The organism is Candidatus Liberibacter asiaticus, assembly GCF_000590865.3.
In the GTDB taxonomy this organism is placed as follows: domain Bacteria; phylum Pseudomonadota; class Alphaproteobacteria; order Rhizobiales; family Rhizobiaceae; genus Liberibacter; species Liberibacter asiaticus.
Genome location: NZ_CP010804.2, coordinates 649106 through 675805, shown reverse-complemented (window position 1 = coordinate 675805; position 26700 = coordinate 649106). Strand labels below are relative to the sequence as shown.

The following is a 26700-nucleotide window of genomic DNA, read 5'->3' as shown; positions in this document are numbered from 1 at the left end:
ATAACTCAATGGCTTCCCGTTCCTATAACATTCCTAATATGCTTACTTATGGTCGTATCTTGGTCGTACCACTCATAGTCTTGTGCTTTTTTATTCAGGAAATAGGAAGCTTTACAAGCCCAAATCTTATGCGATGGATAGCCCTGTCTCTCTTTACCATTGCCTCAATTACCGATTTTTTTGATGGTTACCTTGCAAGAGTCTGGAACCAAACTTCCAACATAGGTCGCATGCTTGATCCTATAGCAGATAAACTCCTCATATCTTCTGTCCTCCTCTTAATGACAGCAGATGGAACGATAAACAGGTACTCAATATGGGCGGCTATAACAATCTTATGTCGCGAGATTTTAGTATCTGGATTACGCGAATATCTTGCAGAACTCAAAGTAAGTGTCCCCGTCACACGAATCGCAAGATTCAAAACAGGCATTCAAATGATATCTATTGGATTTTTATTAGCAGGCCCTGCTTGTGAAAATCAGACATCCTATATCACAGGAACCGGCATTATCTTACTTTGGATTTCAGCACTCCTGACCATCTACAGTGGATATGATTACTTTCGAGTAGGAATCAAACACATTGATTCCGAAGATAAACAAGAATAATAACACTTTAGAAACGTTAGAAGAGATCTTGGACAAAATTCATCTTACCTCTTATCTATACATCTTTAGATAAAAGATAAAATTCATAAATTATATTTTGTACAATAAAAATCTAATTCTTAGACGCACCTTTGAACCGCTTAAATCTTTTAGTCGCACCATCCTGCGAATTCTTAGATTTAAACCCTGAAGACTTATAGCCTCTAAAATCTGGCTTTTCTCCACCCAGATATTTCAATTGGATCCCTTTATCTAATTTTACAGTACGGCGCAAAAGATCCACACCATCTGCAGAAACCTCAACAAAAGTCAAGTCTGGTTGTACACGAATCGCCCCAATGCTCTGTCGATTAATTCCACTACTACGACATAACATAGGCATCAACCACCTAGCCTCAGCTTTCTGTTTACTGCCCACAGAGAGGGAAAACCAAGAAGAACCTTTAAAATTATCTCTCGAACCTCCTCCGACTTTGAAAGCCCTAGAATCATCTCGAAAACGATCTCTCCCAGAAACTAAAGAGACAGGAGTTATCTCTTCTGGAGCACAGAGTCCTGCACGATGAATACGCAAAAAACCAGCTGCTATTTTTTCGGGATCATGCTTTGCTAACAAAACATCAACCATCTTCTTTTCATCCCCTTGAATAGAATCTAAAAATAATGGATCCTGAAGAATCCTTTGCGCATCACGTTCTCTTATTGCTTCTACCGAAGGCGCAGGTTCCCAAACAACTGAAACATTAGCTTCTCTAAACAAGCGTTCAGCGCGACGCTGCATATTTTGAGGAATAACAAAAACGCTCATTCCTTTGCGCCCTGCCCGACCCGTACGACCGCTCCGATGTAATAAATTCTCAGGATTCGATGACAGTTCAGCATGAATCACCAACTCAAGATCCGGCAAATCAATACCACGTGCAGCAACATCCGTTGCTATACACACACGAGCCCTTCCATCACGCATCATCTGCAACGCATTACTACGCTCTTGCTGGCTTAATTCTCCCGACAGAGCCACAACTTGAAACAAGTGCTCTGCCAATACTTTAGTAAAACGTGATACAGATGCACGTGGTATTGATTTGCCGGATCTTGAGTTGGTGATTCATGCTGAACTGTCATCGAATCCTGAGAATTTATTACATCGGAGCGGTCGTACGGGTCGGGCAGGGCACGATAATCTATATCACTATGCTGACGATTCTCAGAAGCTATATTAACGCGCACAGCATCCTTTTGATAATTCTTAGCTAATGTCGTAATAGCAGGAGAAATCGTAGCAGAAAACATTAACATACGTCTTTTTTTAGGAGAAGAATCAAGGATAAATTCTATATCGTCACGGAAACCTAAATCGAGCATCTCATCTGCTTCATCAAGCACAACAGCTTTGAGATGGGAAATATTCAAACCCTTACCTCGAATATGATCACACAACCTACCTGGTGTCCCGACAACAATATGCGCTCCATTTTGTAAATCCCGTCGCTCACGATGCACACTGACCCCACCAATACATACCGCGACAACAACTCCAGTTTTTGCATAAAGCCATTCTAATTCACGTCCTACTTGCACCGCTAATTCCCTTGTAGGAGCAATCGCAAGAGCAAGAGGAGCACTCGCTGGACTAAAACGGTCATTCTCCGCAAGTAGAGTTGATGCTAAAGCTAATCCAAAAGCCACAGTCTTCCCAGAACCAGTCTGCGCTGAAACCAAAACATCCTTCTCTCGCAGATCAGGATTCAAAATAGCCTCTTGAACTGATGTTAAATTAACATAACCCCGCTCAGAAAGCGCCTCTCCTATAACTTGAGGAATATTTTCAAAAATCTTCATATAGCAATCTTCCAGATCTCATAATCATAGCGCTCTACTGATCAATCTATAACGCAAACAAGCAATAACAGTTATTTCAAATCTCAAGGGAATATACGAAAAAGACACTAAACCCAATGAATACGTAGCCTAGCATCAATAATACTTTATGTACCATTCAAAAAATTAGAACCTAACCGATTATAGAGTCGCCATCAAACACTCAATAACTGTATTTCAACAAAACAAAAGGGAGAAAACTTAGAGATATAGTTTCTCCCTATACAAAAAACTGACAAACCGAAAAAACGATCTAAGCCCAATAAATTCTCCAGCTCGTATTCACGCAAAGTGCCAAACTTGAGAAATTAACTTACCCCTATCACAATAATTTTCACCATACCAAAACCTAAGCAGACACACATCTACCTATCAGTGGCGATTATGCTTAGATGCACCTCTCTTGTCAATATTACTAAAAAAATATTAATATCGCCGAAAAGAATAATCTGACATCAAGAACGATGATTATCGCTGCATATTCAAAACCGTATTTAAACGAATCTAGAAACACATGTCCCCTGATACCGGTCTTTCCCAAGAAAAAGTTCAAATGGATGCAGTAACTAGAGGAAACCTCATTGCAAAGAGTGACAAAATCTCTTAATCCTTACGCATGCTTCTTCTAAAATAGCATCGGATACTGCATAAGAGATGCGAATACTTGGTCCATGACCGAAAGAAGATCCTTGAACTACAGCAACTTTTTCTATTTCCAAAAGCCCATTTACAAAATCCAGATCCGTTCTTATAACATCCCCAGAAGGGGATTTCTTCCCTATCAGATCCTGACAAGAAGGATATAAATAGAAAGCGCCATCAGGAATCATATATCTTATCCCCGGCACCCCTTGCAATTGAGCCACACATAAATCACGACGATATTCAAAAATCTTCCTATTATTGACGACAAAGTCTTGTGGACCATTAAGAGCTTCAACAGCTGCCCACTGTGCTATAGAACAAGCCCCCGAAGTCTGCTGCCCCTGTAAAACGATCATTGACTTAATCAAACTCAACGCGCCAGCAGCATAACCAATACGTAAACCCGTCATCGCATATGCCTTAGAGACACCATTAACAACAAGAGTACGCTCATACAAAGAAGGCTCCACATTGACAATATTACTAAACTGACAATTGCGATAGACAATATGCTCATAAATATCATCCGATATGATATGAACATGTGGATTCCTGACTAAAACATCTGCTAAAGCCCTTAGTCTATTTTGAGAATACACTACGCCAGAAGGATTGGAAGGAGAATTTAAAAACAACCATTTCGTTTTCGGAGTAATAGCCTGTTCAAGTTTTTCTGGAGAAACTTGAAAATTATCATCCTGTTGAGTATCAACAAAAACAGGGATCCCTCCACAAAGGGCTACCATGTCAGGATATGACACCCAATAAGGACGAGGAATCAATACCTCATCACCCATATTAACCGTTGCCATTAGAGCATTAAAAATAACATGCTTCGCTCCAGTGCCCACTATAATCTGATCTGAAGTATAATGTAGATCATTATCTCTTCTAAATTTCTCAACTATTGCTTCCCGTAATGGGGATATACCTGCAACAGCGGTATACTTTGTCTCACCTCTTTCCATGGCACGCACAACGGCATACTTAACATTTTCCGGCATATCAAAGTCTGGCTCTCCTGCCGTAAGGCATAACACATCAATACCCTTGGAACGCAAATCGCGTACTCTTTGAGCTGCTACAAGCGTAGCAGAAGGTTGTACACGACGAAGAATATTAGAAATAAATACCATATTTATTTCATTCCTACTTCAATTCTTAAACAAGCTCGAGACCGAAAAAACAACAATCTTCATAATATAGAATGCATTCTTAACAATCCGAAAACAAAATCATGGAGCGGGTAGCGGGAATCGAACCCGCATACTCAGCTTGGAAGGCTGCTACTCTACCATTGAGTTATACCCGCGCTGAAAAATGATGACTTGGTGGTGGAGGGAGTCGGATTTGAACCGACGTAGGATAAACCAACGGATTTACAGTCCGCCCCCTTTAACCACTCGGGCATCCCTCCTATGCAAAGCGCACCACATTGCAGCAATGTTATGACTTCTAAGTATATCACTGTCAAGACAGCATAGAAAAATGATCAAATTCTTATTTACAATAAAGGCATCCACTTACTAATACACATCTGTAATGAAAAACATGTTAGCATTAGTACATATTTCTCTCGAGGACAATTCAATTATGAACTTAATATCAAAAAAAAAATCTGAAAAAATCTTCTCTCTAAAAGACTCACATTATGCAAAATTACGGAGGAATCATCGTGACTACAAAAAGATGCAATCCTTCAATCAAAAATCTCGACACACATCCCAACCAGAAAATTTATTTCTATATGGCGTGCACACTGTAAGCGCAGCGCTCAATAATCCCAGCAGAAAAATATTTCAATTGTTAGCAACAAAAAATGCCTTAGCGCGTTTAGATTGGGATGCTAACTTGCCTCATCCTTTTCCTGTTAAAACCGTACCACCACAAACAATCGATAAAATTGTCGGAAAAGAAGCAGTTCATCAAGGATTGGCATTAGAAACAGCTCCTTTACTTTCCCCAACACTTGATGCAGTGCGAAATAGCCAGCTACTCATGGTGCTAGATCATGTCAACGATCCTCATAATATAGGCGCTATATTACGATCAGCTGTCGCCTTTAGCTGTGATGGCATTATCACAACAAAACGATATAGCCCATCTGAATCAGCTGTCCTTGCTAAATCCGCCTCAGGTGCGTTGGAGCATATTCCATATATTAGAATCAGCAATCTCACCGATGCTTTACAAAAAATGCATTCTTGGGGATTTCAAACAATAGGACTCTCTTCCGATAGCAAAAAACCTCTAGAACAAGAAATAAAAAACGACAAGATCGCTCTCATTTTAGGCGCCGAGGGAAAAGGATTACGCCCCAAAACCCAAGAAACGGCAACTTCTATGGCTCACCTGCATATGCCCGGCATAATCAAAGCTCTCAATGTATCAAATGCTGCAGCTGTTGCCCTCTACATAACGCAAAATCACTTTGCCAAATAATTTATTTTATTTTACTTAAGGTATGATACAATTATGTTTTGATCTTATAATCCCTTTATTCGTGAATATTGCTTTTATCGTCATTCGCAATCATATAGCGAAATAAGGTTCACCCTCAACTGATTTAATAGCACATCATTAACCAATATAACACACTTCGAGGATTACAATAACGCAAGGAAAGTCGTATGGATTTCGAAAAATTTTTCAAAGATCAAATCAACTATCTCCATCATGAAAAACGATATCGTTTTTTCACAGAACTTGCATATGAGCAATACCAATTCCCTTATGCGATACATAATTCAGACGAAGGATCAAGAAAGGTCACGATATGGTGTTCCAATGATTACTTGGGAATGGGAAAACATCCAAAGGTCATAGAAAATGCTCAAAGAACCTTTGAGAAATGCGGTATTGGCGCTGGAGGAACGCGAAATATTGCAGGCACAAATTACTATCATGTTATGCTCGAAAAAGAATTAGCTACCCTTCATGGGAAAAAAGCTGCGCTTATATTTAACTCTGGTTATATTGCAAATTGGGCAACTATAGGGACACTTTGTTCTCAAATTGACAATATCATATGCTTTTCTGATTCCCATAATCATGCTTCCATCATTGAGGGAATTAATAAAGCGCGGTGTAAAAAAGTTATATGGAACCACAATGATCTTGAAGATCTAGAAAAAAATCTTGCCGCAACAGACCTGTCTATACCAAAAATTATTATCTTTGAGTCCATTTACTCCATGGATGGAGATATAGCTCCCATTAAAGAAATATGCGATCTCGCTGATCAATATAATGCGATCACTTACATAGATGAAGTACACGCTGTCGGAATACACGGATCATGCGGTGCTGGCATATCTGAACGCGAAGGAATTATGAATCGAATCACAATAATATCAGGTACTCTTGCAAAAGGATTTGGCACGTTCGGTGGATATATTGCAGCTTCCGAAAATTTATGTGATTTCATACGTTCTTTTGCTTCTGGTTTTATTTTTAGTACATCCTTACCACCAGCTATTGCAAGCGCTTCTGTTACTTCAATCCAATACATCAAACAACACTATGACGAACGAAAAAAGTATCTGGAACGTGTAAAACAACTTCGCCACTCTCTTGAAAATAAAGCCATTCCTTGTATTCCCAACGAAAGCCATATTATCCCTATCATGGTCGGCGATTCTCACAAGTGCACACAGATCTCTAATATTTTACTCAAAGAATTTGGTATTTATATACAACCAATTAACTACCCAACTGTGGCAAAGAAAAAAGAAAGATTACGCGTTACCCTTACTCCTTTGCACACTGATTCTGACATAGAGCATTTAGTTTCAAGTCTCGAAAACGTTTGGCAAAAAATGAATCGCTACGCATAATCACCTATGAAAAAAGATAAATAAAATTCAAACACTCTTGAAAACCTCAGATAAGGTGATGCTGTATGACATTCATGATCTTTTCGTCAAATTGGTGCAGTGACAGAAAATAACCAAGATAAAACTTCTTGATCCTCTATCAGTGGAGCAAGAGAGGTATACACGCGTCTATGGTAATCGTTACACCATTTTTTTTCTTCGTTAGTAAGAAGTTCAACAAGTATGAGTTTTCGATCTATAGGACAAAGAGTGAGCGTATTGAATCCAAGCATCAAACACTCACCATTATTAATCGTCTCTGGCTCAGAAACACAAAGAACATTTTCAATACGAATGCCAAAAGCACCACATCTATAATAACCAGGCTCATTCGAAAGAATCATACCAGGTAAAAGAGGCTCTTGATTCGTCCGAGAAATCCCTTGAGGACCTTCATGCACCGGCAAAAAAGAACCGACACCATGCCCGACACCATGGGCAAAGTCTGCACCATATTTCCATAGAAAAATCCGCGCTATACTATCAAGATCACAACCCCGTGTTCTTTGAGGGAATCGTGCTGTAGACACGGATATCATGCCTTTCAAAACCAATGTAAAATAGTATTTTTTTTCATAATCTACATCACCAATTGCTATTGTTCTTGTAATATCCGTCGTTCCATTCACGTATTGCGCACCGGAATCTAGTAATAACAATTCATCTTTCTGCAATAAGCGATTACTTTGCACAGTCGCCTGATAATGGATAATGGCGGCATGTGGGCCAGAAGCAGCTATCGTATTAAAAGCAATATCACGAAGAGGATTGCGCATCTTACAACCTATTTCCTCACGACATCTTTCCAATTTCTTGATTATATCAATTTCAGTAATTGTCTCTAAACTCTGAGAATAAAACCAAAAAAGAAAATAAACCATCGCCACACCATCTTGAATATGCGCCGTTTGCATACCCTCGATTTCAACTTTATTTTTAGTAGCACGTAATAAACAAGATGGATCCGAACCTTCAACCATCACTCCATTTTTTTGAGCAATCACTTTGAAAAATCGATAAGAAATCCATTTAGGATCGATAAGAATAGGCATACTTGTTCGTGCTAGACAAACAAGCCGAGAATCCATCATATCCATATCTAATACTATGGCTACAGCAGATAGCAATGCTTTCAATTGCTCATTAATATATTGTTTGTCAAAGAAAATTTCAGCTTTGCCATCGGCATAAAGGATCGCTCGAGATAATGGATACGGCGAACATGGAATATCAAATCCACGAATATTAAAAATCCACGCGATAGAAGAAGGATCACATATGAAAACCGCCCCTACTTCCTTTTGATGAAGGATCTTACAAATATCTCGAATTTTTTCTTGAGATTCTCTTCCTGCATACGCCATATCTTGCATTGCAACCTTACGATACAATCGCTGCGGACGATCTTTCCATAAAGAATCAATGGGATTATATGGCACATCTACTATAACCCCCTCTATTTTATCCAACGATTTTTGCAGTAAATCAACCTCGAAAGACGAATGTAATCGAGAATCCAACCCTAAACGAAGGCCTACGAAACCATGTTCTGATATCCAAGCATGAAGTGGTTCAATGGCAATATTCTTTATCGTAAATAATGCCGTATCTACCTCTTTTTCTACTTGGAGGGTATACCGTCCATCCACAAAAATAACAGATTTTTGACGCAATACAATTGCTATACCCGCTGATCCCGTAAAACCAGAAAGCCAAGCAAGTCTTTCGGAACCTTTATCTACAAATTCTCCTCTATATTCATCTACACGCGGGACAAGAAAGGCATCCATCCCCAATGAATCAAAGCACGATCGCAGATTGTGTACTCTTTCAAATGTTTTTGAGGGAGATGATTTCATTTCAAAAGACTGAAACATATTTTTTCCTCCAAACTGGTCTGATACCCTGAAAAAAATTTTACGTAAAAACCGTCGTTCATCACTTCATTTCCGGTTTGATGTGCAAACAATACCTCAAAAAAACACGAAACTAACTCAGAATAGTCTCCTCGAGAGATATAACCAATAAGAGGTTTGTATAATAGTAATTTTTAATCTTATAGAATACGTCATACACACTAGGTATGAGAAAAAAATGCCGATTTTCTACCATCCATTAAGACTGGAATTGTGAACAATAGTAATTGGTAAAAAAATATTTTTCTTCTACCGCAAAATACGCCGATACTGCTTCATTGCTCTTTTCACTCCATAAAAATCATTCACTACGATATATTTTCAGTCTCCACATCAATCAAATTCACTGGTCGAAATTATAAACCTCATCAGATTATTGATATTAAACTAATTAGATTGAATTTCAGAAGTAAATTATTAACTGATTTTTACTATGGTCTTCCGGTAAAGAGAAAATTAACCGTAGTAGCAAACATGAAATGTTCAAAAAAAAATAACTTACATTGGCTCGAAACTCCCCATAAGCAAGTGGATCTAAAATCTTTTGTTCCACCGTGGCACGAAGCGTTTCTACTCGCCCCTAATGTGCGTTTCACACGCACGCCCGAGAATGATCTCAATCGGTATCGCAATAATTCTACATTACAACAACCCAAAGAAACAGAGCATTCTATTGGCGATTATCTCCATACGAAAGCGGTAACAGAATCTTTAAAATCGACTAGTTCTCTCGTTTACTTAAAGAACCGATTTATGATGAATCGAAATTCTGTTGCCGATCAATTCAACTCACAAAAGACGCCACATAAGCTACATCTTGTGCAGAAGAATGGTTCCCATCCTGACCCAAATATGCAAAAAGAAACGATTGAACCTTCTTTAGATGTTATAGAAGAAGTAAACACGGACACGGCTAGCAACGTCTCAGACCAAATAAACCAAAATCCTGATACGCTATCTTGGTTGTCAGATTTCGCTTTTTTTGAAGGATTATCCACACCTCATTCTTTCCTGTCTTTCAATGATCATCATCAATACACACCCATACCTATACAATCAGCAGAAGATCTCTCAGATCACACAGATCTTGCTCCACACATGTCTACAGAGTACTTGCATAATAAAAAAATAAGAACTGATTCCACACCTACTACTGCAGGTGATCAACAAAAGAAATCTTCTATTGATCACAAACCTTCATCCTCTAATACAATGACTGAGCATATGTTTCAGGATACCTCACAAGAAATTGCTAAAGGACAAAAACAGTATGAACAACCATGCTCGTCCTTTCTTCAGGTACAATCAAATGTAAACTTACAAGGAATAACTCATGAAATTTTGGAAAAAAATGCTGGATCATTAGAAACAATCTTAGAAGAATTCGGCATTAAAGGAGAAATTATCAATGTGAATCCTGGGCCTGTAGTGACTTTATACGAATTTGAGCCAGCACCGGGTATCAAATCATCTAGAGTCATAGGATTAGCCGATGATATCGCGCGTTCTATGTCCTCTCTATCAGCTCGTGTCGCCGTCATCCCCAAACGCAATGCCATTGGTATTGAGCTTCCCAACGAAACTCGGGAAACTGTTTATCTTCGCCAAATCATTGAATCTCGATCTTTCTCACATTCTAAAGCTAATTTAGCTTTGTGCCTTGGAAAAACAATCAGTGGGGAATCTGTCATCGCTGATCTAGCAAACATGCCTCATATCCTCGTAGCAGGAACTACCGGATCTGGAAAATCCGTTGCTATCAATACAATGATTATGTCTTTGCTTTATCGTTTACGTCCTGATGAATGTCGCATGATTATGGTAGATCCTAAAATGCTAGAATTGTCGGTTTACGACGGCATTCCCCACCTCCTTACTCCTGTTGTCACAAACCCTAAAAAAGCTGTCATGGCTTTAAAGTGGGCAGTACGTGAAATGGAAGAGCGGTATCGCAAAATGTCTCACCTTTCTGTCCGCAATATCAAGAGTTATAATGAGCGTATTTCCACAATGTATGGGGAAAAACCACAAGGATGTGGTGATGATATGCGTCCTATGCCTTATATTGTCATTATCGTTGATGAAATGGCAGACTTGATGATGGTTGCTGGTAAAGAAATTGAGGGAGCCATTCAACGGTTGGCACAGATGGCACGCGCAGCAGGTATCCACTTAATTATGGCAACACAAAGACCATCCGTAGATGTTATTACTGGCACAATTAAGGCAAATTTCCCCATACGAATTTCTTTTCAAGTAACCTCAAAAATTGATAGTCGCACGATCTTAGGCGAGCATGGTGCTGAACAACTGCTCGGACGAGGAGACATGCTTTACATGTCGGGAGGAGGACGCATCCAACGCGTGCATGGCCCTCTCGTATCTGATATTGAAATTGAAAAAGTTGTTCAACATCTGAAAAAACAAGGATGTCCTGAATATCTTAACACTGTTACTACTGATACTGATACTGACAAGGATGGGAATAATTTTGATTCCGAAGAAAAAAAAGAACGTTCCAATCTCTATGCAAAAGCAGTGGATCTAGTAATAGACAATCAACGTTGCTCTACTTCTTTTATCCAACGTCGATTACAAATTGGATACAATCGTGCTGCTTTGTTAGTTGAACGTATGGAACAAGAAGGATTAGTAAGTGAAGCCGATCATGTTGGGAAAAGACATGTTTTTTCTGAAAAATTCAGCTAGATGTGATGTAAAATAATCGAGATATAATGTAATGCATTCAAATGAGCATGCTATCCATACTCTGTAGAAACATCAAATTTTTCATTTAATAGCATCTTCACAAAAATCACATAGTAAGAATCCCTTGTTGTTGTATTGGCAATTCAAATACTCTGCAAGATCAATAACATGGGGAATTGGGCTAGCTCTTTATAATAGAAACAGAGATTGATAGTAATTGATCTACATACTGACCGAGAGGTGTGACAATATTCATTCGCCTCTCCATTGCTTAAGTATATAATTATTAAAGATAAAACAACACTAACCTATAACCAAATAAACCGCTTCAAAAGAAGGATTTTCCATACCAAGGATCAAACTATCCTCCCTTAACAGGAGCAAAGGCGATACATGGTAGGAATCAATATCACAGATAGCAAGATATCTAAACTGATTATAGTATTCTTGAGTAAGACTACAACTATTCCCTGATTGCAGTTTTCACACTAGTTTGCTAAAATCCAAAACGCCTGAGAATTAGCGGATTTTAATATTATAGTTATCCAAGAGACATGCATGTGTAGAAAAATTATCTTTGCACTTACTATTATTGCCATAGCATTTCAATCAATGGCTCTTAATTGCAACGAAACTTTAATGCAAGCCGATATGAATCAATGCACAGGAAATTCTTTTGCACTAGTAAAAGAGAAACTAGAAGCAACATATAAAAAAGTCTTAGAAAAAGTTGAAAAGCATCAAAGAGAATTATTTGAAAAATCACAAATGGCATGGGAAATATACCGAGGTTCTGAATGCGCCTTTGCTGCTTCTGGAGCAGAAGAAGGAACTGCACAATCAATGATTTATGCGAATTGTCTACAAGGACATGCCATCGAACGAAATGAGAAACTAGAATCCTACCTTACATGTCCAGAAGGCGATCTGCTCTGCCCATTTATAAATAATTGATGATTAGAAAGGATTTTACTCTCTCACCTTTGCATCATAATTAAGAATTTTCCCTCCTATTTCCTAATATCTCTGAGCTGATCAAAACATTTTTGCACCGCTAGATAGCAGGCATTAGAAGAAGTTTCGCATCTATCCCATCCTAGTGTACAAGAATGTCTATTACGTTCACGCCAGATCCAAATCACTTAGTGGGTTTCCGCTGTGCCAAGTGATTGCTGTACAACAGACAAACACGGTATACTCTACTGCTCTTGACTTTATGATACCTTAAAAGTCTTTTTTACCCCCGCATATCTCTCCATCTTACAAAAGAAAGAAAAAAGAAAACGGTACAATGAGAATAGGAAAGTCAATTGGCGTATTCTATACTGAACACTTAAAAAGAATCGGGATCCAACCAAAAAATAATCGGAATTCAATTGATATTTCAAATAAATACCGATAATATCAAACAAACATCTACGCTAGCTTTCATTGCTAAAATATTGCAATATAATCTTAAAATCACTGCTGAAATCTATCATCACAAAATGTTTTGTTTGCACTCATCCTGACTATATAAGCGCTTGATATATAAATTTCGATCATATTTAAAACCAAGAGAGTCCCATGTTTTAACCATATGTGCAGGCAACGGTGCTGTTATTTGTAATCTACCCCCTTCAGGGTGGGGTAAATCCATATAACGTGCATGAAGATATAATTTGTTTTGGATTGGACTGGTAAAATTTCCTTTAAAATTAGCGCAATACTTGTGATCTCCTACGATTGGACACCCCATATGAAGAGCATGAACCCGTAATTGATGTGTACGTCCTGTATGAGGTTGCATTTCCAACCAACAAAATTTTTGTGCAAAACAATCAATGACTTTAAAATGAGAAATTGCATAATTAGCTCCTTTCTCGTTTTGCTTTACTACGTGCACATAATCTCCTCCAATATGACTTTTTTTTAATAACCAATTGGCAATACATTCTTTTTTGTTTTTCGGAATTCCCCAGACTAATGACCAATATATTTTCTGAATCCTGCGCATCCGGAAAGATTCCGTAAGGTGTTGAGCTGCAGCACGCGTGCGCGCTACAACAAGTATACCAGAAGTTTCTTGATCTAACCTATGAGTAAGACGTGGTTTTTGTCCTTTAGAATCCACCCAAGATTTCAAAAAACCATCAATATGATAAGCAATACCCGATCCTCCTTGAACAGAGATTCCCGCAGGCTTATTGAAGACGTAGATCTTGCTATCTTCATACAGCAAAATGCTTTTTAGAAAATCCGAATGCTTGGTCAAATTCACAGATGAATCAAGAATTTTTTGTTCTTTTATTATATGATTTAAAGCATTAATAACAGGTGGAATACGTACCACTTGTCCAGATTGGATTCGATTATTAAATTTAACACGCTTTTTATCTACTCTTACCTGACCAGATCGTAAAATCTTCTGAAGATTTACAAAATTAATATGCGGATAATGATTCTTAAACCAGCGGTCAAGACGCATATTTTCTTCATCATTTTCCACCACTACATACTGAACATATGTCATCAAAGACATTACCTCATTCCAATGAGATTAATTTTTTTATTTACTTGGTCAATAAATACTGCGTTTCATATATAATTCAAAATAAATTTTCATTATTGTATATGCCAGTCTATTTTAAAATTGATACTCTTTTTCATATACATGGCTCATCCTAAAAATCATAGTTTAAGAATATAAGTACTTTTATAAATTATAGCTGTTTACCACAGATTACAAAACGTTATACTACGATTATGTTTGTGTTAGCGCATATATCGGATATTCATCTCAGCTATTCTCCATCTTTTTTCGAACTATCCCCGAAAAGAATCATCGGATTAGTCAATTGGCACTTCAATAGGAAAAAATACTTTTCGAAAGAAGTGGCTAACTTGTTAATCAATGACATTTTGTTGCATAACGTTGATCATGTTTCCATCACAGGCGATATTGTCAATTTTACGTGTAACAGAGAAATATTTACGTCTACCCATTGGCTGAGAAGCATCGGCAATCCTCATGATATATCAATTGTTCCAGGTAATCATGATGCTTATATAAGCGGAGCAAAAGAAAAATCCTTGCACGCATGGAAAGACTATATCACTAGTGATACCACCTGTTCCACAGGGAAAAAATTATTCCCTTATTTGCGCATACGCAACAATATTGCTTTGATTGGGTGTTCAACTGCAATAGCTACCCCACCTTTTAGTGCTAATGGATATTTTGGACAAGAGCAAGCTCATGCTACATCCAAACTTTTGCGAAAAGCAAATAAAAAAGGGTTCTTTCGCATCATCATGATGCACCACCCACCTGTTTTAGATACAAGCTCTCTATACAATCGCATGTTTGGTATTCAAAGATTTCAAAAGATGATTTGGCATGAAGGGGCAGACTTAATACTACACGGGCATACACATCTCAATAGCCTTCACTGGATAAAAAATGAGAAAAAGCTGATACCAGTCGTAGGGATAGCATCGGCTTCTCAAAAAGTACATTCTAACAAGCCACAGGCATCTTATAATCTATTTTATATCGAAAAAAAGAACGAGTATTGGACATTAGAAGGAAAACGTTACACCCTCTCGCCAGATTCTCTCAGCATTCAAAAAGATTATTCAGATATTTTTTATGATACTCTTGTCTTATAAGCTAATGGTGTATAGAATAGTTTCATCTATTTTTTCTGGACAATCACTCGTCTACGAAAAAATCCTATTTGAAATTGAATTCTTGGGGGATCATCATAGATATGCGTGCTTTATCTTCTTTAAAGAAAATTATCCTCTTTAATGTTGAGCTATAAATATCGTAGTAATGATGTGCGAATATTCTCAAATGTCTAGAATATCCATCTGCTTATTCGTAATATATTCCCCATTAGACGTGAAAACATGCAACAGACATTAGATAATTGCTCTTCTATAAAAATTTCATTGTTATCCGATAGCACAGCAGAAGGAAGAATAGATAGATGGTTAGCCACCAGTTTAAAAGAGCAATTTTCAAGATCTTACGTTAAAATACTCATCCTCAATGGCTTTATTAGCATTAATGGCATGGTTTCCAAAAATCCAAATAGAAAAGTTGTTCCTGGGGACAGTTTCTTGATTACTGTTCCTGCAGCACAAAAATTAAATATTGCTCAAGAAAACATCCCTCTTGATATCTTATATGAGGATGATGATATAATTGTCATCAACAAACCAGCAGGTCTCGTGGTACATCCTGCACCTGGTAATTGGACGGGAACTTTGGTCAATGCACTTTTATATCACTGTCATAATAATCTTTCTAGCATCAATGGCGTAAAGCGCCCTGGAATTGTCCATAGACTAGATAAAGATACAACAGGAGTCATGGTAGTCGCCAAAAATGATCTTGCACATCAAAAACTTTCAGAACAGTTCGTTGATCATGGAAAGAGTACAAGATTAAAACGTGCCTATTATGCAATGGTATGGGGAATACCGTTACCAGATTCTGGGATAATTAACGCTCCTCTAGGACGTTGCAAATCGAACCGCTTACGACGTGCTGTAAAAGGAATAGACGATAAAACAGCAGATAGTGCTATCACGCATTACCAAACAATCGAAATCTATAATAAAAACTCTAATTTTGCAGTCTCCTTATTAAAGTGTCATTTAGAAACAGGGAGAACACACCAAATTCGTGTACACATGGCTCATAAAGGAAATCCACTAATTGGCGATCCTTTATATGGAAAAGGGTTTAAAACAAAAGCAAATATCGTTAATAACAATGCAAAAAGTGCTATTTTATCCCTTGCACGGCAAGCATTGCACGCGCATTCCTTGTCATTTAGTCATCCTCGTAACAATCAAGATATGGATTTTCAAGTGCCTATTCCCGAAGATATGTTAACTGTAATCCGAAAATTAAACGAAAAGTAAAATATCATATCTATAATCCAGTTCCCATATGCATAATTAATTTTCTAATCAAATAAAGGAAATACCCCTCGATAAAAAAGTGTGCGTTGTGTATTATGATCTTGATTAAATAGAGAATACTTGACGAAACAGAAGGCAAATAGTCTCATGAACCGTAAAAACATGTCTATAATAGTAAATGGCGAAATTGGACTCAGTCGTTATATTCACGAGATACGAAAAATTCCTATGTTGGAAAAACAAGAAGAATATGTGCTTGCTAAAAGATATCGTGAGCATGGTGATTTAAGCGCTGCACACAGATTAGTGACAAGCCATCTCAGGCTTGTCGTCAAAATTGCGATGGGTTATCGCGGTTATGGCTTGCCTATCAGCGAAGTCGTATCCGAAGGCAATATAGGGCTGATGCAGGCAGTTAAAAAATTTGATCCAGAACGTGGTTTTCGTCTTGCTACATACAGCATGTGGTGGATTAAAGCCGCAATGCAAGAATATATTTTGCGTTCATGGTCACTAGTGAAAATAGGAACCACAGCTAATCAAAAACGTCTTTTCTTCAATTTACGACGTCTAAAAGGACATCTACAAGCTATAACTGATAACAATTTAAAACCGGAACAAGTCGTTGCCATCGCTAAAAAACTTAATGTTTCGGAATCAGAAGTAATTTCGATGAATTGTCGCCTAGCTGGAGACGAGTCTCTCAATGCTCTCATCAATTCTTCAGACAAAAATTCTAGCCAATGGCAAGATTGGTTAGTATATGATCACGATGGCCAAGAACAAGTACTTATTGAAAAAGAAGAACGAAAAAATCGTCGTAACATGCTTACCCGTTCTATGTCTGTATTAAATCCCCGAGAAAGAAGGATTTTTGAAGCACGACGTCTGCAAGAAAATCCTGTAACACTTGAGAATTTATCATCTGAGTTTGAAGTAAGTCGCGAACGCGTACGACAAATAGAAGCACGTGCTTTTAAGAAAGTACAAGAATCAATACAAAAGCAGGTAGAGCTATCGTCTTCTCCCCCCCTACTACAAAAACCGAGATATTGAAAAAATAGCAGTAATAAATAAAAAAAATTCAGCACAAAGATATTGTAGCGGTGGATGCGCGTTCACAATAAAAGTACTATTTTTCAGTTATTAGAACGATTTTCCCACTGCATGATTGCAGATTTGAAGATGTCTGCGCCCTTTTTCCCCTTGTCTATAGTGAATAATATTTTCTGACCACTACGGTACGTAATGGGGATATCTATAAACCGATATTCTTCTAGAATTTTCGAATTTCTAAAAGGATCTTCCTCAGAACCCTTTAAAGAAATCAAATAAGAGTTTTTAGAAATTACGAAAATATTGGAATCGATCAAAACACTTGGGCTATTGTCTGTTTTTCTCATAGAAATTCGTCGCAAATCTACAACAGCATCCTGACTTTCCTTAGGAAAAGAAAACATAATTTCCATTACATGTGTTATAGATAAAGATATATCAGCATTGCATTTTAGAGTCATAGATGCCGAAAATGCATTGTCAATCATAGGAATATCACCTTTGATGACTAAACCTTTTAATCCTTGAGATTTTTCTTGTTGCAGCGACCATAATATCTTACCTGATAAAATAGAAGATTGCCCCCTACCTTTATTGATAAAGACTCGACCTTCCCCTATGAGAGGATTCCCTTCTTCTATTTCTTTTTTCCCTAAAACAAAAGTACTATTTTCATCTCCACCTATATAGTTTTTGAATGCAATATTACTAGTATTTGCAAAATCAGCCACAGGAATAGTAGATGGACCGACATCCACTTCAGATCCATCTTCTAACAATCTGCGCGTAATTTTCGGACGAATCCCCGAAAAAACATTTTTCTTATCTACATTGCCTCCATCTAGCGATTCTCTTCTTAAAAAATGCGTAATACTGCCTTTACTTTTCCCAATAGAATAAGATACTCCTATTGCCATACCCAACAATATAATCAAGAAAACAAAATATTTGAATAAATGGTGCTCTGACAATGCCGAGTAAAAAGATAGTAACCCGCGTGTTTTATTGAAAAAATAGTTATGTACCGACCAAAATATCGAACCAGTCGGAAAAGAAAAAATGCCTGCTAATTTTCCCCTTCTCAAACGGCTTTTATCGTGTTCAATAGCAGCAACTGGGGAAACAGATGAATCATATTCATGCTGTGTATTAACTGAGAAACTCAAAATCTCCCTTAATCTACAAGAAAAGTTTTTTGGAGAAAGGTTCGTATTTGTTCTACTTTTTCCTTGAACAGACAATATATTCGCTAATTTTTTATGCTTATTACTCCGCAAAATAGAAGAAATAGATCTTAAACGAGGTTCAAGAAAAATATTCTCTTTAGAAGTAACACTACTCTTAGGAATGTCCGATTCCTTATCCTGCTTCGAAGTATGCAAAGACTTCTGATTCTGCTTTTCTACTTGTAGGATTGCTTGTTCTAATTTGTTAAATTGACGTTCCAAAATCTCCTTAGGAAGACGCGGTTTCATAGATTCTAAGCGTCGAGCAACGGAATTCCGAGCGTGCTCATATATATGAGAACGCCTTTCAGGAGTATTCTCAGGTAAATTATCCACAGCACGTTGAATTACTAATATAAAATCTACCATCTATCACATTTCTACTATCTCAATGTAGCACCAATAAATAAATCGATACCAAAATAATTTAATCTTCGAATGGGTTAGACATAATTAGGGTATTTTCCCTCTCTGGGCCAATGGATAATAAAGCAACTGGCACTTCCAATACCTCTTCTATTTTTCGTATGTAATTCCTCGCTTGTATAGGAAGATCAGCGAAGACACGCATACCAGCAGTAGACTGCTTCCATCCCTCTAATATCATATATACAGGTTCAAAACGAGTATGATATATAGAGTCATCCGGCAAAAAATCTACTTCACGACCATCCATTCGATATCCCACACAAATTTTCAATTCATCAAGACCATCAAGAACGTCAAGTTTTGTTAAAGCTATTCCTTTAACGCCATTGATAATGACAGAACGACGTACTGATGCTAAATCCAACCAACCACAGCGACGTTGTCGATTAGTCACTGTACCAAATTCTTTTCCAACTTCTTTTAAAAAATCACCAGTTTGATTCTTTAATTCAGTGGGAAAAGGCCCTCCACCAACACGTGTCGTGTAAGCTTTAACTACCCCAAGCACATATCCCAAAGAACCGGGAGAAATCCCAGACCCAATAGATGCTTGTGCAGACATTGTATTAGAAGATGTTACAAAAGGATAGGTTCCATGATCATTATCCAACAGAAAACCTTGTGCCCCTTCAAAGAGAATATGTGCCCCTTTGCGAGATTCACGTTCAAGCAGAGACCATATAACATCCATAAAAGGGAGAATTTTTTCTCGTGCATACATCAATTCTTCCAATATCGTCTTATATAAAACCTCTTTTTCCCCAAAAGAACGTCTCAACGCATTATGATGCAATAATAACTGTTCAATTTTTTTTGAAATATGCTCCACATCAGTGAGATCCATCACACGAATGGCACGTCGTCCGACTCTATCTTCATAGGCTGGGCCAATACCTCTTTGTGTTGTCCCAATATGGGCACCGCATGGGGAAAGCGCACCTTCTCGCAACATATCAAGATCCCTATGAATCGATAATATTAGCGATGCATTATTAGCAATACGCAAATTATTAGGGGTTACACAAATTCCCTGATGCGCTAAACTTTCAATTTCAGATATAAAAGCATGTGGATCTACTACCACACTACTTCCTATAATGGACATCTTATCAGGACGCACTACCCCTGATGGAAGGAGAGATAACTTATAAACGATATCATTAACTTTTAAAGTATGGCCAGCATTATTCCCTCCCTGAAACCTTACAATAACGTCAGCATTTTCTGAAAGCCAATCTACAATCTTTCCTTTCCCTTCATCACCCCATTGTAAGCCAACTACCACTACATTCGTCATTCAGAATCTCTTTCTTCTTATTATCTGATCCAAAACAAAATCCCTAATGATAGAGATAGTTTCTATGAAAATTTTAATCCTTAATCTTATTTAATCACAAAAAAATTGCGATATAAAATACTAAGGCAATAGTCTCATCACAATTCATCATCCATATTCATTTTTCTTGAAACAGACTTCACTTATCCCTCTTTCCAGATATAGTTAATTTAGTAAATATATACAGATGATTGTAAAGATCACAAAAATTATCTACACTGAAAAAAAGGGTTGCTAGAACAATAAATATATGACATTAGTCTCTCTCAGAGAAATATTTTGCGTTTAGGTGAAATCGTTCGATAAATCTGTAAGCGGGTGTGGCGGAACTGGTAGACGCGACGGATTCAAAATCCGTTTTTGGCAACAAAGTGTCGGTTCGATTCCGACCATCCGTACCATTGAGCTATAAGTAGAAAAAATTGTTTTTCTATGATTTAAAATGTTCCTAAAGTATATTTAAGGATAGGGTTTTTATAAAAATAACAAATGGGTTACAATCTTAAAAATCTTCGAGTATTATTCTATTCCCTAGTAGTAGAGTAGCGGACTATCAGCTATCGTCTCGAACTTGGAATGGCGCCTAGGTATTATTAAAATATAAATTCATTGAAATAACGACGGGGATACCTCAATGTTCCTCAGAAACCATAACTATTATAATCCCAAACTAGCACTAAACCTGCTTCTCTAACCTAAATGCCCTCTTAAATAACTAACACTAGAATATTAAAGAGCTATAAAAATATTTAGGGAACTTGCGATAAAAGAAAAAGCAACTAGCCACCACAATAGCAGATCTAATATCTTCTATTCCTCCTTTAAAAAAATACTACTGAATACGCCTACGCAAACAGGATAAATCAACTAACAATTGTTCCATTTGAAACCTTTGATCAACATCACAGATATTATTAAGATCCGAACAAACTTCATCGATACGCTTCTCCAATGCTTGAAGACAAGCATTATCCATCGGGAGAATGGTTTCACTTAAAACCGTACAGTGCGATGGTACTATATCACAAATCCCCCCAATCACCACATAACGATGAATCTCTTCACATGAAAGACTGATCGTAACAATTCCAGATTTTATTGTAGTCAAAACAGGAGCATGACCAACAAGAACGGTTATATCGCCTAACTCAGAAGGAAGTACAACAGATTGAACTTCTCCAGAAAAAACACATTTTTCCGGAGAAACTAATTCAAAGTGCAAATCGTTTACTAGAGACATGATATCCTATACAAAATTTAAAAAATAATTTAAATTACCTCAGCCTTTTTTACAGCCTCATCTATTGATCCTACCATATAGAACGCAAGCTCTGGTAAATGATCATATTCACCCTGTACTAATCCCTTGAATCCTCTAATTGTCTCTTCTAAAGAAACAAATTTACCCGGCAATCCTGTAAAAGACTCAGCCACATGGAACGGCTGTGACATAAAGCGTTCTAACTTACGGGCACGAGCAACAACCAATTTATCTTCCTCTGATAGCTCATCCATACCAAGAATTGCAATAATATCTTGAAGAGACTTATATCGTTGCAAAATCTCTTGAACTCTACGTGCGACGTCATAATGCTCTTGTCCCACAATATCTATCTCTAACATACTAGAGTTTGAATCAAGCGGATCAATAGCTGGGTAAATGCCTTTTTCTGATATTTGACGCGATAAAACAGTCGTTGCATCAAGATGTGTGAAAGACGTAGCCGGAGCAGGATCAGTTAAGTCATCTGCAGGGACATAAATAGCTTGCACAGAAGTAATAGAACCCTTCAAGGTTGTTGTGATACGCTCTTGTAATTCTCCCATTTCCAAAGCGAGAGTGGATTGATATCCCACTGCTGATGGTATACGCCCCAACAAAGCCGAAATTTCCGAATTCGCCTGAGTAAATCGAAAAATATTATCTACAAAAAATAGAACATCTTGTCCTTGATCCCTAAAATGCTCAGCAACTGTCAAACCTGTCAAAGCAACTCGAGAACGAGCTCCTGGAGGCTCGTTCATTTGACCATAAAGTAACGAACATTTAGATCCTACAGCAGAGCCATTATTTTTTCTTGGATCAATATTCACTTTTGAATCAATCATTTCATGATACAAATCATTCCCTTCGCGAGTACGCTCACCAACGCCAGCAAAAACCGAATAACCACCATGCGCTGTTGCAACATTATTGATTAATTCCATGATTAATACCGTCTTCCCAACTCCTGCACCACCAAACAGCCCTATCTTCCCACCTTTTTGATAAGGAGAAATAAGATCTATCACTTTAATGCCTGTTGTCAGAATACTAGCATCTGTAGATTGCTCTGTATAAGAAGGAGATGGCTGGTGGATGGCACGCTTCTCTGAAGAGATAATGGCACCTTGATCATCAACAGGCTCTCCAATGACATTCATAATACGACCCAAAGTAGCCTCTCCAACAGGAACAGTAATCTGTGTGCCAGTATCAATTACACAATCGCCTCGGCTCAAACCATCGGTTCTACTCATAGCAATACATCGAACTGTCTTTTCCCCTAAGTGTTGAACGACTTCAAATACAATACGAGAACCTTTATCGCTTGTTTCCAGAGAACTAAAAATTGGCGGCAAAGAATTCACAAACACAACATCCACAACAGCTCCCATAATCTGTTGTATTCTTCCAACACTCTCGGTTTTGGCTTTAGTAGTCATAAGGCTATTCTCTCTTTTCTCTTCTCCATTTCTTATCTTACACTACCTCCGCCCCTGCAATTATTTCAATAAGCTCGGTAGTGATCCGCATTTGACGCTGCCGATTATATGACAAAACTAAATTATCAACCATCTGACCAGCATTACGAGTAGCATTATCCATAGCGGTAATTCTTGCCCCTACTTCACTCGCTTTATTCTCTAAAATAATCCAAAATACTCGAGATGAAATACTTCGAAGCACAATGTCATCTAACACTGAATATAAGGTAGATTCATAACGATAAACAGATAAAATGTCTTGTTGTTTCTGCTCTAAATCCTGACTCCAATCTACTGGAATTATCTTCGATATAATCGGAATCTGTTGGATAATTGATTTAAACTCTGAATATATAAAAAAACAAAGATCAAAAACATTACTTGTGAAAAGAGATGTAATCTGACGCGCAATACCATGTGCTTGAACGAAATCTACTCCTTTTTTAGAGGATAACTCTATAGAATCAATGATCATGGAAGAAAACTCTTTACGCAATCCCTCATATCCTTTTCTGCCTATGATCAAGAGCTTGATTTCCTTACCCTCCGCGATGAATTCTTTAATACGATCTCGCGCAAAACGAATAATCTGAGCATTAAAACCACCACATAATCCCTTTTCTGCTGTACAAATAACCAGCAGATACACCTTATCCTTTCCTGTCCCTCTTACGAAAGGAGAAGGATATTCCTGAAAATGTTCGCCAACAACGCATTTCATAAAAAAATCTTTTATATGGAACTGATAGGAAGAAGCATTTTGAATAGCTTCCTTTGCTCGACGCAACTTAGTGACCGAAATCAATTGCATAGCCTCAGTTATCTTCTGAGTCTCCTTCACAGAATGTATACGACTTTTAAACTCTTTCAGCGAAGTCATGATCTAATATTCACCTGAATCTCAATTAAAATCTTCTAAAAACACTTTAATTTCATTTATTAATTTACTTCGAATATCATCAGTTAAGACTTTTTGTTTTCTGATATCTTCCAAAATGTCTTGCGATGAAACCCGCATATGGGATAAAAAATTCGTCTCAAATTTTCTTACTTGAGATACTGCAACTTCATCAAGGCATCCACTTATCCCAGCGAATATCATAACCACTTGCTCTTCCATTGCTAATGGAGAAAATTGCGGTTGCTTTAAAAGCTCCGTGAGCCTTTCACCTTTACTCAAAAATTTTTGGGTAGAAGAATCAAGATCAGAAGAAAATTTAGAGAAAGAAGACATCTCACGATATTGAGCTAACTCTCCTTTCACGGCACCCGAAACCTGCTTCATAGCTTTAACTTGAGCAGCAGAACCAACACGCGAAACCGACAATCCAATATTAATAGCTGGGCGAATACCCTGATAAAATAGCTCTGTTTCTAGAAAAATTTGCCCATCTGTAATAGATATAACGTTTGTTGGAATATACGCAGAGACATCATTAACCTGCGTCTCTATCACAGGTAACGCCGTAAGAGACCCTGCCCCTAATGCATCGGACATTTTCGCAGCTCTTTCTAACAAGCGCGAGTGCAAATAGAACACATCCCCTGGATAAGCTTCCCTTCCAGGAGGTCGACGCAATAGAAGAGATAGTTGACGATAAGCAACTGCGTGTTTTTGCAAATCATCATATGCAATCAAAGCATGATAGCCATTATCACGAAAATACTCTCCCATAGCACAACCTGCAAAAGGCGCTAAGAGTTGCATTGGCGCAGGATCAGAAGCGCTTGCTACAACTACAATAGAATAACTTAACGCTCCTCGATCCTCCAAAGCTTTAACAAATCGAGCGACTGAAGAACGCTTTTGACCAATTGCTACATAAATACAATAGACTTTATCTTTCTCTGATCCTTTGTCATGAGAAGATTTTTGATTTAAAAAAGTATCTAAAATAATTGACGTTTTCCCAGTTTTCCTATCGCCAATTATTAACTCACGTTGACCACGACCTATGGGAATAAGAGAATCTATCGCTTTGATACCAGTTGATAATGGTTCACATACAGATTGACGTTGTATAATCCCTGGCGCATCTGCTTCAGTGCAAGATCTTTGCTCACACTTAATCGGACCTTTACCGTCAATCGGATTACCAAGTGCATCAACGACACGACCCAGCAATTCTAAACCAACCGGAACATCAACAATACGACCTGTACGCTTTACAATATCTCCCTCAGAAATTTCTTTATAAGAGCCGAGAATTACGACACCAACGTTGTCTACTTCCAAATTGAGCGCCATTCCATAAACTCCATGGGAGAATTGCACCATTTCTCCAGCCCTAATATTATTCAGACCATAAACACGCGCAATACCATCTCCAATAGAAAGAACCCGACCTATCTCAGAAAACTCTGAATCATTACCAAAATCTTTAATCCTTTTTCTTAGAATATCAGAAATTTCTGCAGCATGGATATCCATTAGTCAACCTCTTTCAATATACAACCAAGCTTTAATAATTGCGTACGCAAAGATGCATCAATTTGATGAGCACCAATCTCCACAATAAAACCACCCATAAGCGCCGAATCTTCCATTACATCCAATATAACAGTCTTACCAACTATCTTCTCCAAACATTCCCCCAGCTTATTCTGCTGGAGTAAAGATAAACCACTAAATGCCCTGACAAAAGCCATTACCTCATTGCGATAATACATACAGACTGCCCGAAAGGACTTTATGATTGCCGGTAAAACCGATAACCTTCCATTAGCCACCAAAATTCGCAAAAAATTTGCCGTTATAGCACAAAAATGAGCGTCTTTTACCAAATCATCTATAACCGATCGCCGATCCTTCATAGAAAAAAGGGGATTATGAATAAAAAATCTCAAATCCGCAGATTCCATAAGGAGCGCCTCTAAACGCGATATATCGTCTGAGACAATATCTAAAACACCTTCTTCATTAGACACGCCAAACAAGGAATGAGAATATCTACCTGGAACATCCGAAAAAAGAGCAAATGAATGAGACACCAACACTATATCCTTTAAAAAACATAGGACTTAACAATTTAACAAATCAACAGAATATTTGGAAACAGAAAATATTCACCTCAAAAAACACTAAGATTGCTTACAACCAGTAATCCGATCTCATGCACAACACAAAGAGACACAAACAATCCCATTGTACTTAAAATAAAAGAAAATCTCTAGAGATATAATCCCAAACTACTACTTATTATACGAAACATCAGAAATAGTCTATCTTATTTGTATTCTGATCATATCAAATCCAAATACCATTATGATAGCAATATCTCTATAGCATATAAGCGATATAAATCCATACTAAAAATTTATGCTCAGAACACTGCAGCAAACAAACAAACA

Annotated in this window: 19 protein-coding genes, 3 tRNA genes and 2 pseudogenes; 10 read left to right on the top strand and 14 right to left on the bottom strand. The window is 37.6% G+C overall.

Going from position 1 to position 26700, the window contains the following annotated elements; genetic code table 11:
* Positions 1-8: 8 nt before the first annotated feature.
* Complete coding sequence (pgsA, locus tag CD16_RS03045) at positions 9-611, top strand: CDP-diacylglycerol--glycerol-3-phosphate 3-phosphatidyltransferase (protein WP_015452559.1); 603 nt, start codon at positions 9-11, stop codon at positions 609-611.
* A 112-nt stretch (positions 612-723) separates the two neighbouring features.
* Here the strand turns inward: pgsA and CD16_RS05710 are convergent, their stop codons facing one another.
* On the bottom strand, positions 724-1644 hold the full coding sequence (locus tag CD16_RS05710) for a C-terminal helicase domain-containing protein (RefSeq protein ID WP_174098450.1): 921 nt from the start codon (positions 1642-1644) through the stop codon (positions 724-726).
* A 28-nt stretch (positions 1645-1672) separates the two neighbouring features.
* Here CD16_RS05710 and CD16_RS05705 point away from each other — a divergent pair.
* Positions 1673-1786, top strand: a pseudogene (locus CD16_RS05705) (helicase-related protein); the annotation flags it as partial.
* Positions 1787-1937: 151 nt separating this feature from the next.
* On the opposite strand, the pseudogene CD16_RS05785 reads toward CD16_RS05705, so the two are convergent.
* The 4 genes and pseudogenes from CD16_RS05785 to CD16_RS03020 all read right to left on the bottom strand — a co-directional run.
* Positions 1938-2453 (bottom strand): annotated as a pseudogene (locus CD16_RS05785) (DEAD/DEAH box helicase); the annotation flags it as partial.
* Positions 2454-3070: 617 nt separating this feature from the next.
* Entirely contained in the window at positions 3071-4273 is a 1203-nt protein-coding gene (locus CD16_RS03030; RefSeq protein WP_015452557.1) for a pyridoxal phosphate-dependent aminotransferase, read from the bottom strand.
* Between the two features lie 102 nt (positions 4274-4375).
* Positions 4376-4449: transfer RNA gene (locus tag CD16_RS03025), tRNA-Gly, on the bottom strand.
* A gap of 20 nt (positions 4450-4469) precedes the next feature.
* A tRNA-Tyr gene (locus CD16_RS03020) sits at positions 4470-4554 on the bottom strand.
* Positions 4555-4730: 176 nt separating this feature from the next.
* On the opposite strand from CD16_RS03020, the gene CD16_RS03015 reads away from it, so the two are divergent.
* Positions 4731-5579, top strand: coding sequence for a TrmH family RNA methyltransferase (locus CD16_RS03015; RefSeq protein WP_015452556.1), 849 nt, complete (start codon positions 4731-4733; stop codon positions 5577-5579).
* Between the two features lie 188 nt (positions 5580-5767).
* A complete protein-coding gene (gene hemA, locus CD16_RS03010; protein ID WP_015452555.1) occupies positions 5768-6973 on the top strand; it encodes a 5-aminolevulinate synthase in 1206 nt (401 codons plus the stop codon).
* Positions 6974-7059: 86 nt separating this feature from the next.
* On the opposite strand, the gene CD16_RS03005 is transcribed toward hemA, so the two are convergent.
* Positions 7060-8889 carry an aminopeptidase P family protein gene (locus tag CD16_RS03005; protein ID WP_015452554.1) on the bottom strand — a complete coding sequence of 610 codons (1830 nt, stop codon included), beginning with the start codon at positions 8887-8889 and terminating at the stop codon, positions 7060-7062.
* A gap of 513 nt (positions 8890-9402) precedes the next feature.
* Between CD16_RS03005 and CD16_RS03000 the strand changes: the two genes are divergently transcribed.
* The gene (locus tag CD16_RS03000; protein WP_015452553.1) at positions 9403-11637 is read left to right on the top strand and encodes a DNA translocase FtsK; all 2235 of its coding nucleotides are present in this window, start codon (positions 9403-9405) and stop codon (positions 11635-11637) included.
* A 558-nt stretch (positions 11638-12195) separates the two neighbouring features.
* Positions 12196-12591: a lysozyme inhibitor LprI family protein gene (locus CD16_RS02995; RefSeq protein ID WP_015452552.1), complete on the top strand. Its 396-nt coding sequence runs from the start codon at positions 12196-12198 to the stop codon at positions 12589-12591.
* Positions 12592-13117: 526 nt separating this feature from the next.
* Here the strand turns inward: CD16_RS02995 and CD16_RS02990 are convergent.
* The gene (locus tag CD16_RS02990) at positions 13118-14149 is read right to left on the bottom strand and encodes an RluA family pseudouridine synthase (RefSeq protein ID WP_045490453.1); all 1032 of its coding nucleotides are present in this window, start codon (positions 14147-14149) and stop codon (positions 13118-13120) included.
* 233 nt (positions 14150-14382) lie between these two features.
* On the opposite strand from CD16_RS02990, the gene CD16_RS02985 reads away from it, so the two are divergent.
* From CD16_RS02985 to rpoH, 3 genes are all read left to right on the top strand, one after another.
* Positions 14383-15288: a metallophosphoesterase family protein gene (locus CD16_RS02985; RefSeq protein WP_031934902.1), complete on the top strand. Its 906-nt coding sequence runs from the start codon at positions 14383-14385 to the stop codon at positions 15286-15288.
* Positions 15289-15531: 243 nt separating this feature from the next.
* Entirely contained in the window at positions 15532-16554 is a 1023-nt protein-coding gene (locus tag CD16_RS02980) for an RluA family pseudouridine synthase (protein WP_015452549.1), read from the top strand.
* A 147-nt stretch (positions 16555-16701) separates the two neighbouring features.
* On the top strand, positions 16702-17610 hold the full coding sequence (rpoH, locus tag CD16_RS02975) for an RNA polymerase sigma factor RpoH (protein WP_015452548.1): 909 nt from the start codon (positions 16702-16704) through the stop codon (positions 17608-17610).
* 83 nt (positions 17611-17693) lie between these two features.
* Here the strand turns inward: rpoH and CD16_RS02970 are convergent, their stop codons facing one another.
* The gene (locus CD16_RS02970; protein WP_015452547.1) at positions 17694-19205 is read right to left on the bottom strand and encodes a hypothetical protein; all 1512 of its coding nucleotides are present in this window, start codon (positions 19203-19205) and stop codon (positions 17694-17696) included.
* A 58-nt stretch (positions 19206-19263) separates the two neighbouring features.
* Complete coding sequence (locus tag CD16_RS02965) at positions 19264-20562, bottom strand: adenylosuccinate synthase (protein WP_015452546.1); 1299 nt, start codon at positions 20560-20562, stop codon at positions 19264-19266.
* Positions 20563-20915: 353 nt separating this feature from the next.
* Here CD16_RS02965 and CD16_RS02960 point away from each other — a divergent pair.
* Positions 20916-21002 (top strand) — tRNA-Leu (locus CD16_RS02960).
* 431 nt (positions 21003-21433) lie between these two features.
* Here CD16_RS02960 and atpC read toward each other — a convergent pair.
* Genes atpC through atpH form a run of 5 tightly spaced genes read right to left on the bottom strand, consistent with a single transcriptional unit; the run spans position 21434 to position 26340 of the window.
* Positions 21434-21841: an ATP synthase F1 subunit epsilon gene (gene atpC / locus CD16_RS02955; RefSeq protein WP_015452545.1), complete on the bottom strand. Its 408-nt coding sequence runs from the start codon at positions 21839-21841 to the stop codon at positions 21434-21436.
* Between the two features lie 29 nt (positions 21842-21870).
* Positions 21871-23307 carry a F0F1 ATP synthase subunit beta gene (atpD, locus tag CD16_RS02950; RefSeq protein ID WP_040055303.1) on the bottom strand — a complete coding sequence of 479 codons (1437 nt, stop codon included), beginning with the start codon at positions 23305-23307 and terminating at the stop codon, positions 21871-21873.
* Between the two features lie 37 nt (positions 23308-23344).
* Positions 23345-24229 carry a F0F1 ATP synthase subunit gamma gene (locus tag CD16_RS02945; RefSeq protein ID WP_015452543.1) on the bottom strand — a complete coding sequence of 295 codons (885 nt, stop codon included), beginning with the start codon at positions 24227-24229 and terminating at the stop codon, positions 23345-23347.
* A gap of 21 nt (positions 24230-24250) precedes the next feature.
* Positions 24251-25780, bottom strand: coding sequence for a F0F1 ATP synthase subunit alpha (atpA, locus tag CD16_RS02940; protein WP_015452542.1), 1530 nt, complete (start codon positions 25778-25780; stop codon positions 24251-24253).
* Positions 25780-26340, bottom strand: a complete 561-nt coding sequence (gene atpH, locus CD16_RS02935; RefSeq protein ID WP_015452541.1) for an ATP synthase F1 subunit delta — start codon at positions 26338-26340, stop codon at positions 25780-25782. The genes atpA and atpH overlap by 1 nt, the downstream gene beginning before the upstream one ends.
* Positions 26341-26700: the final 360 nt, after the last annotated feature.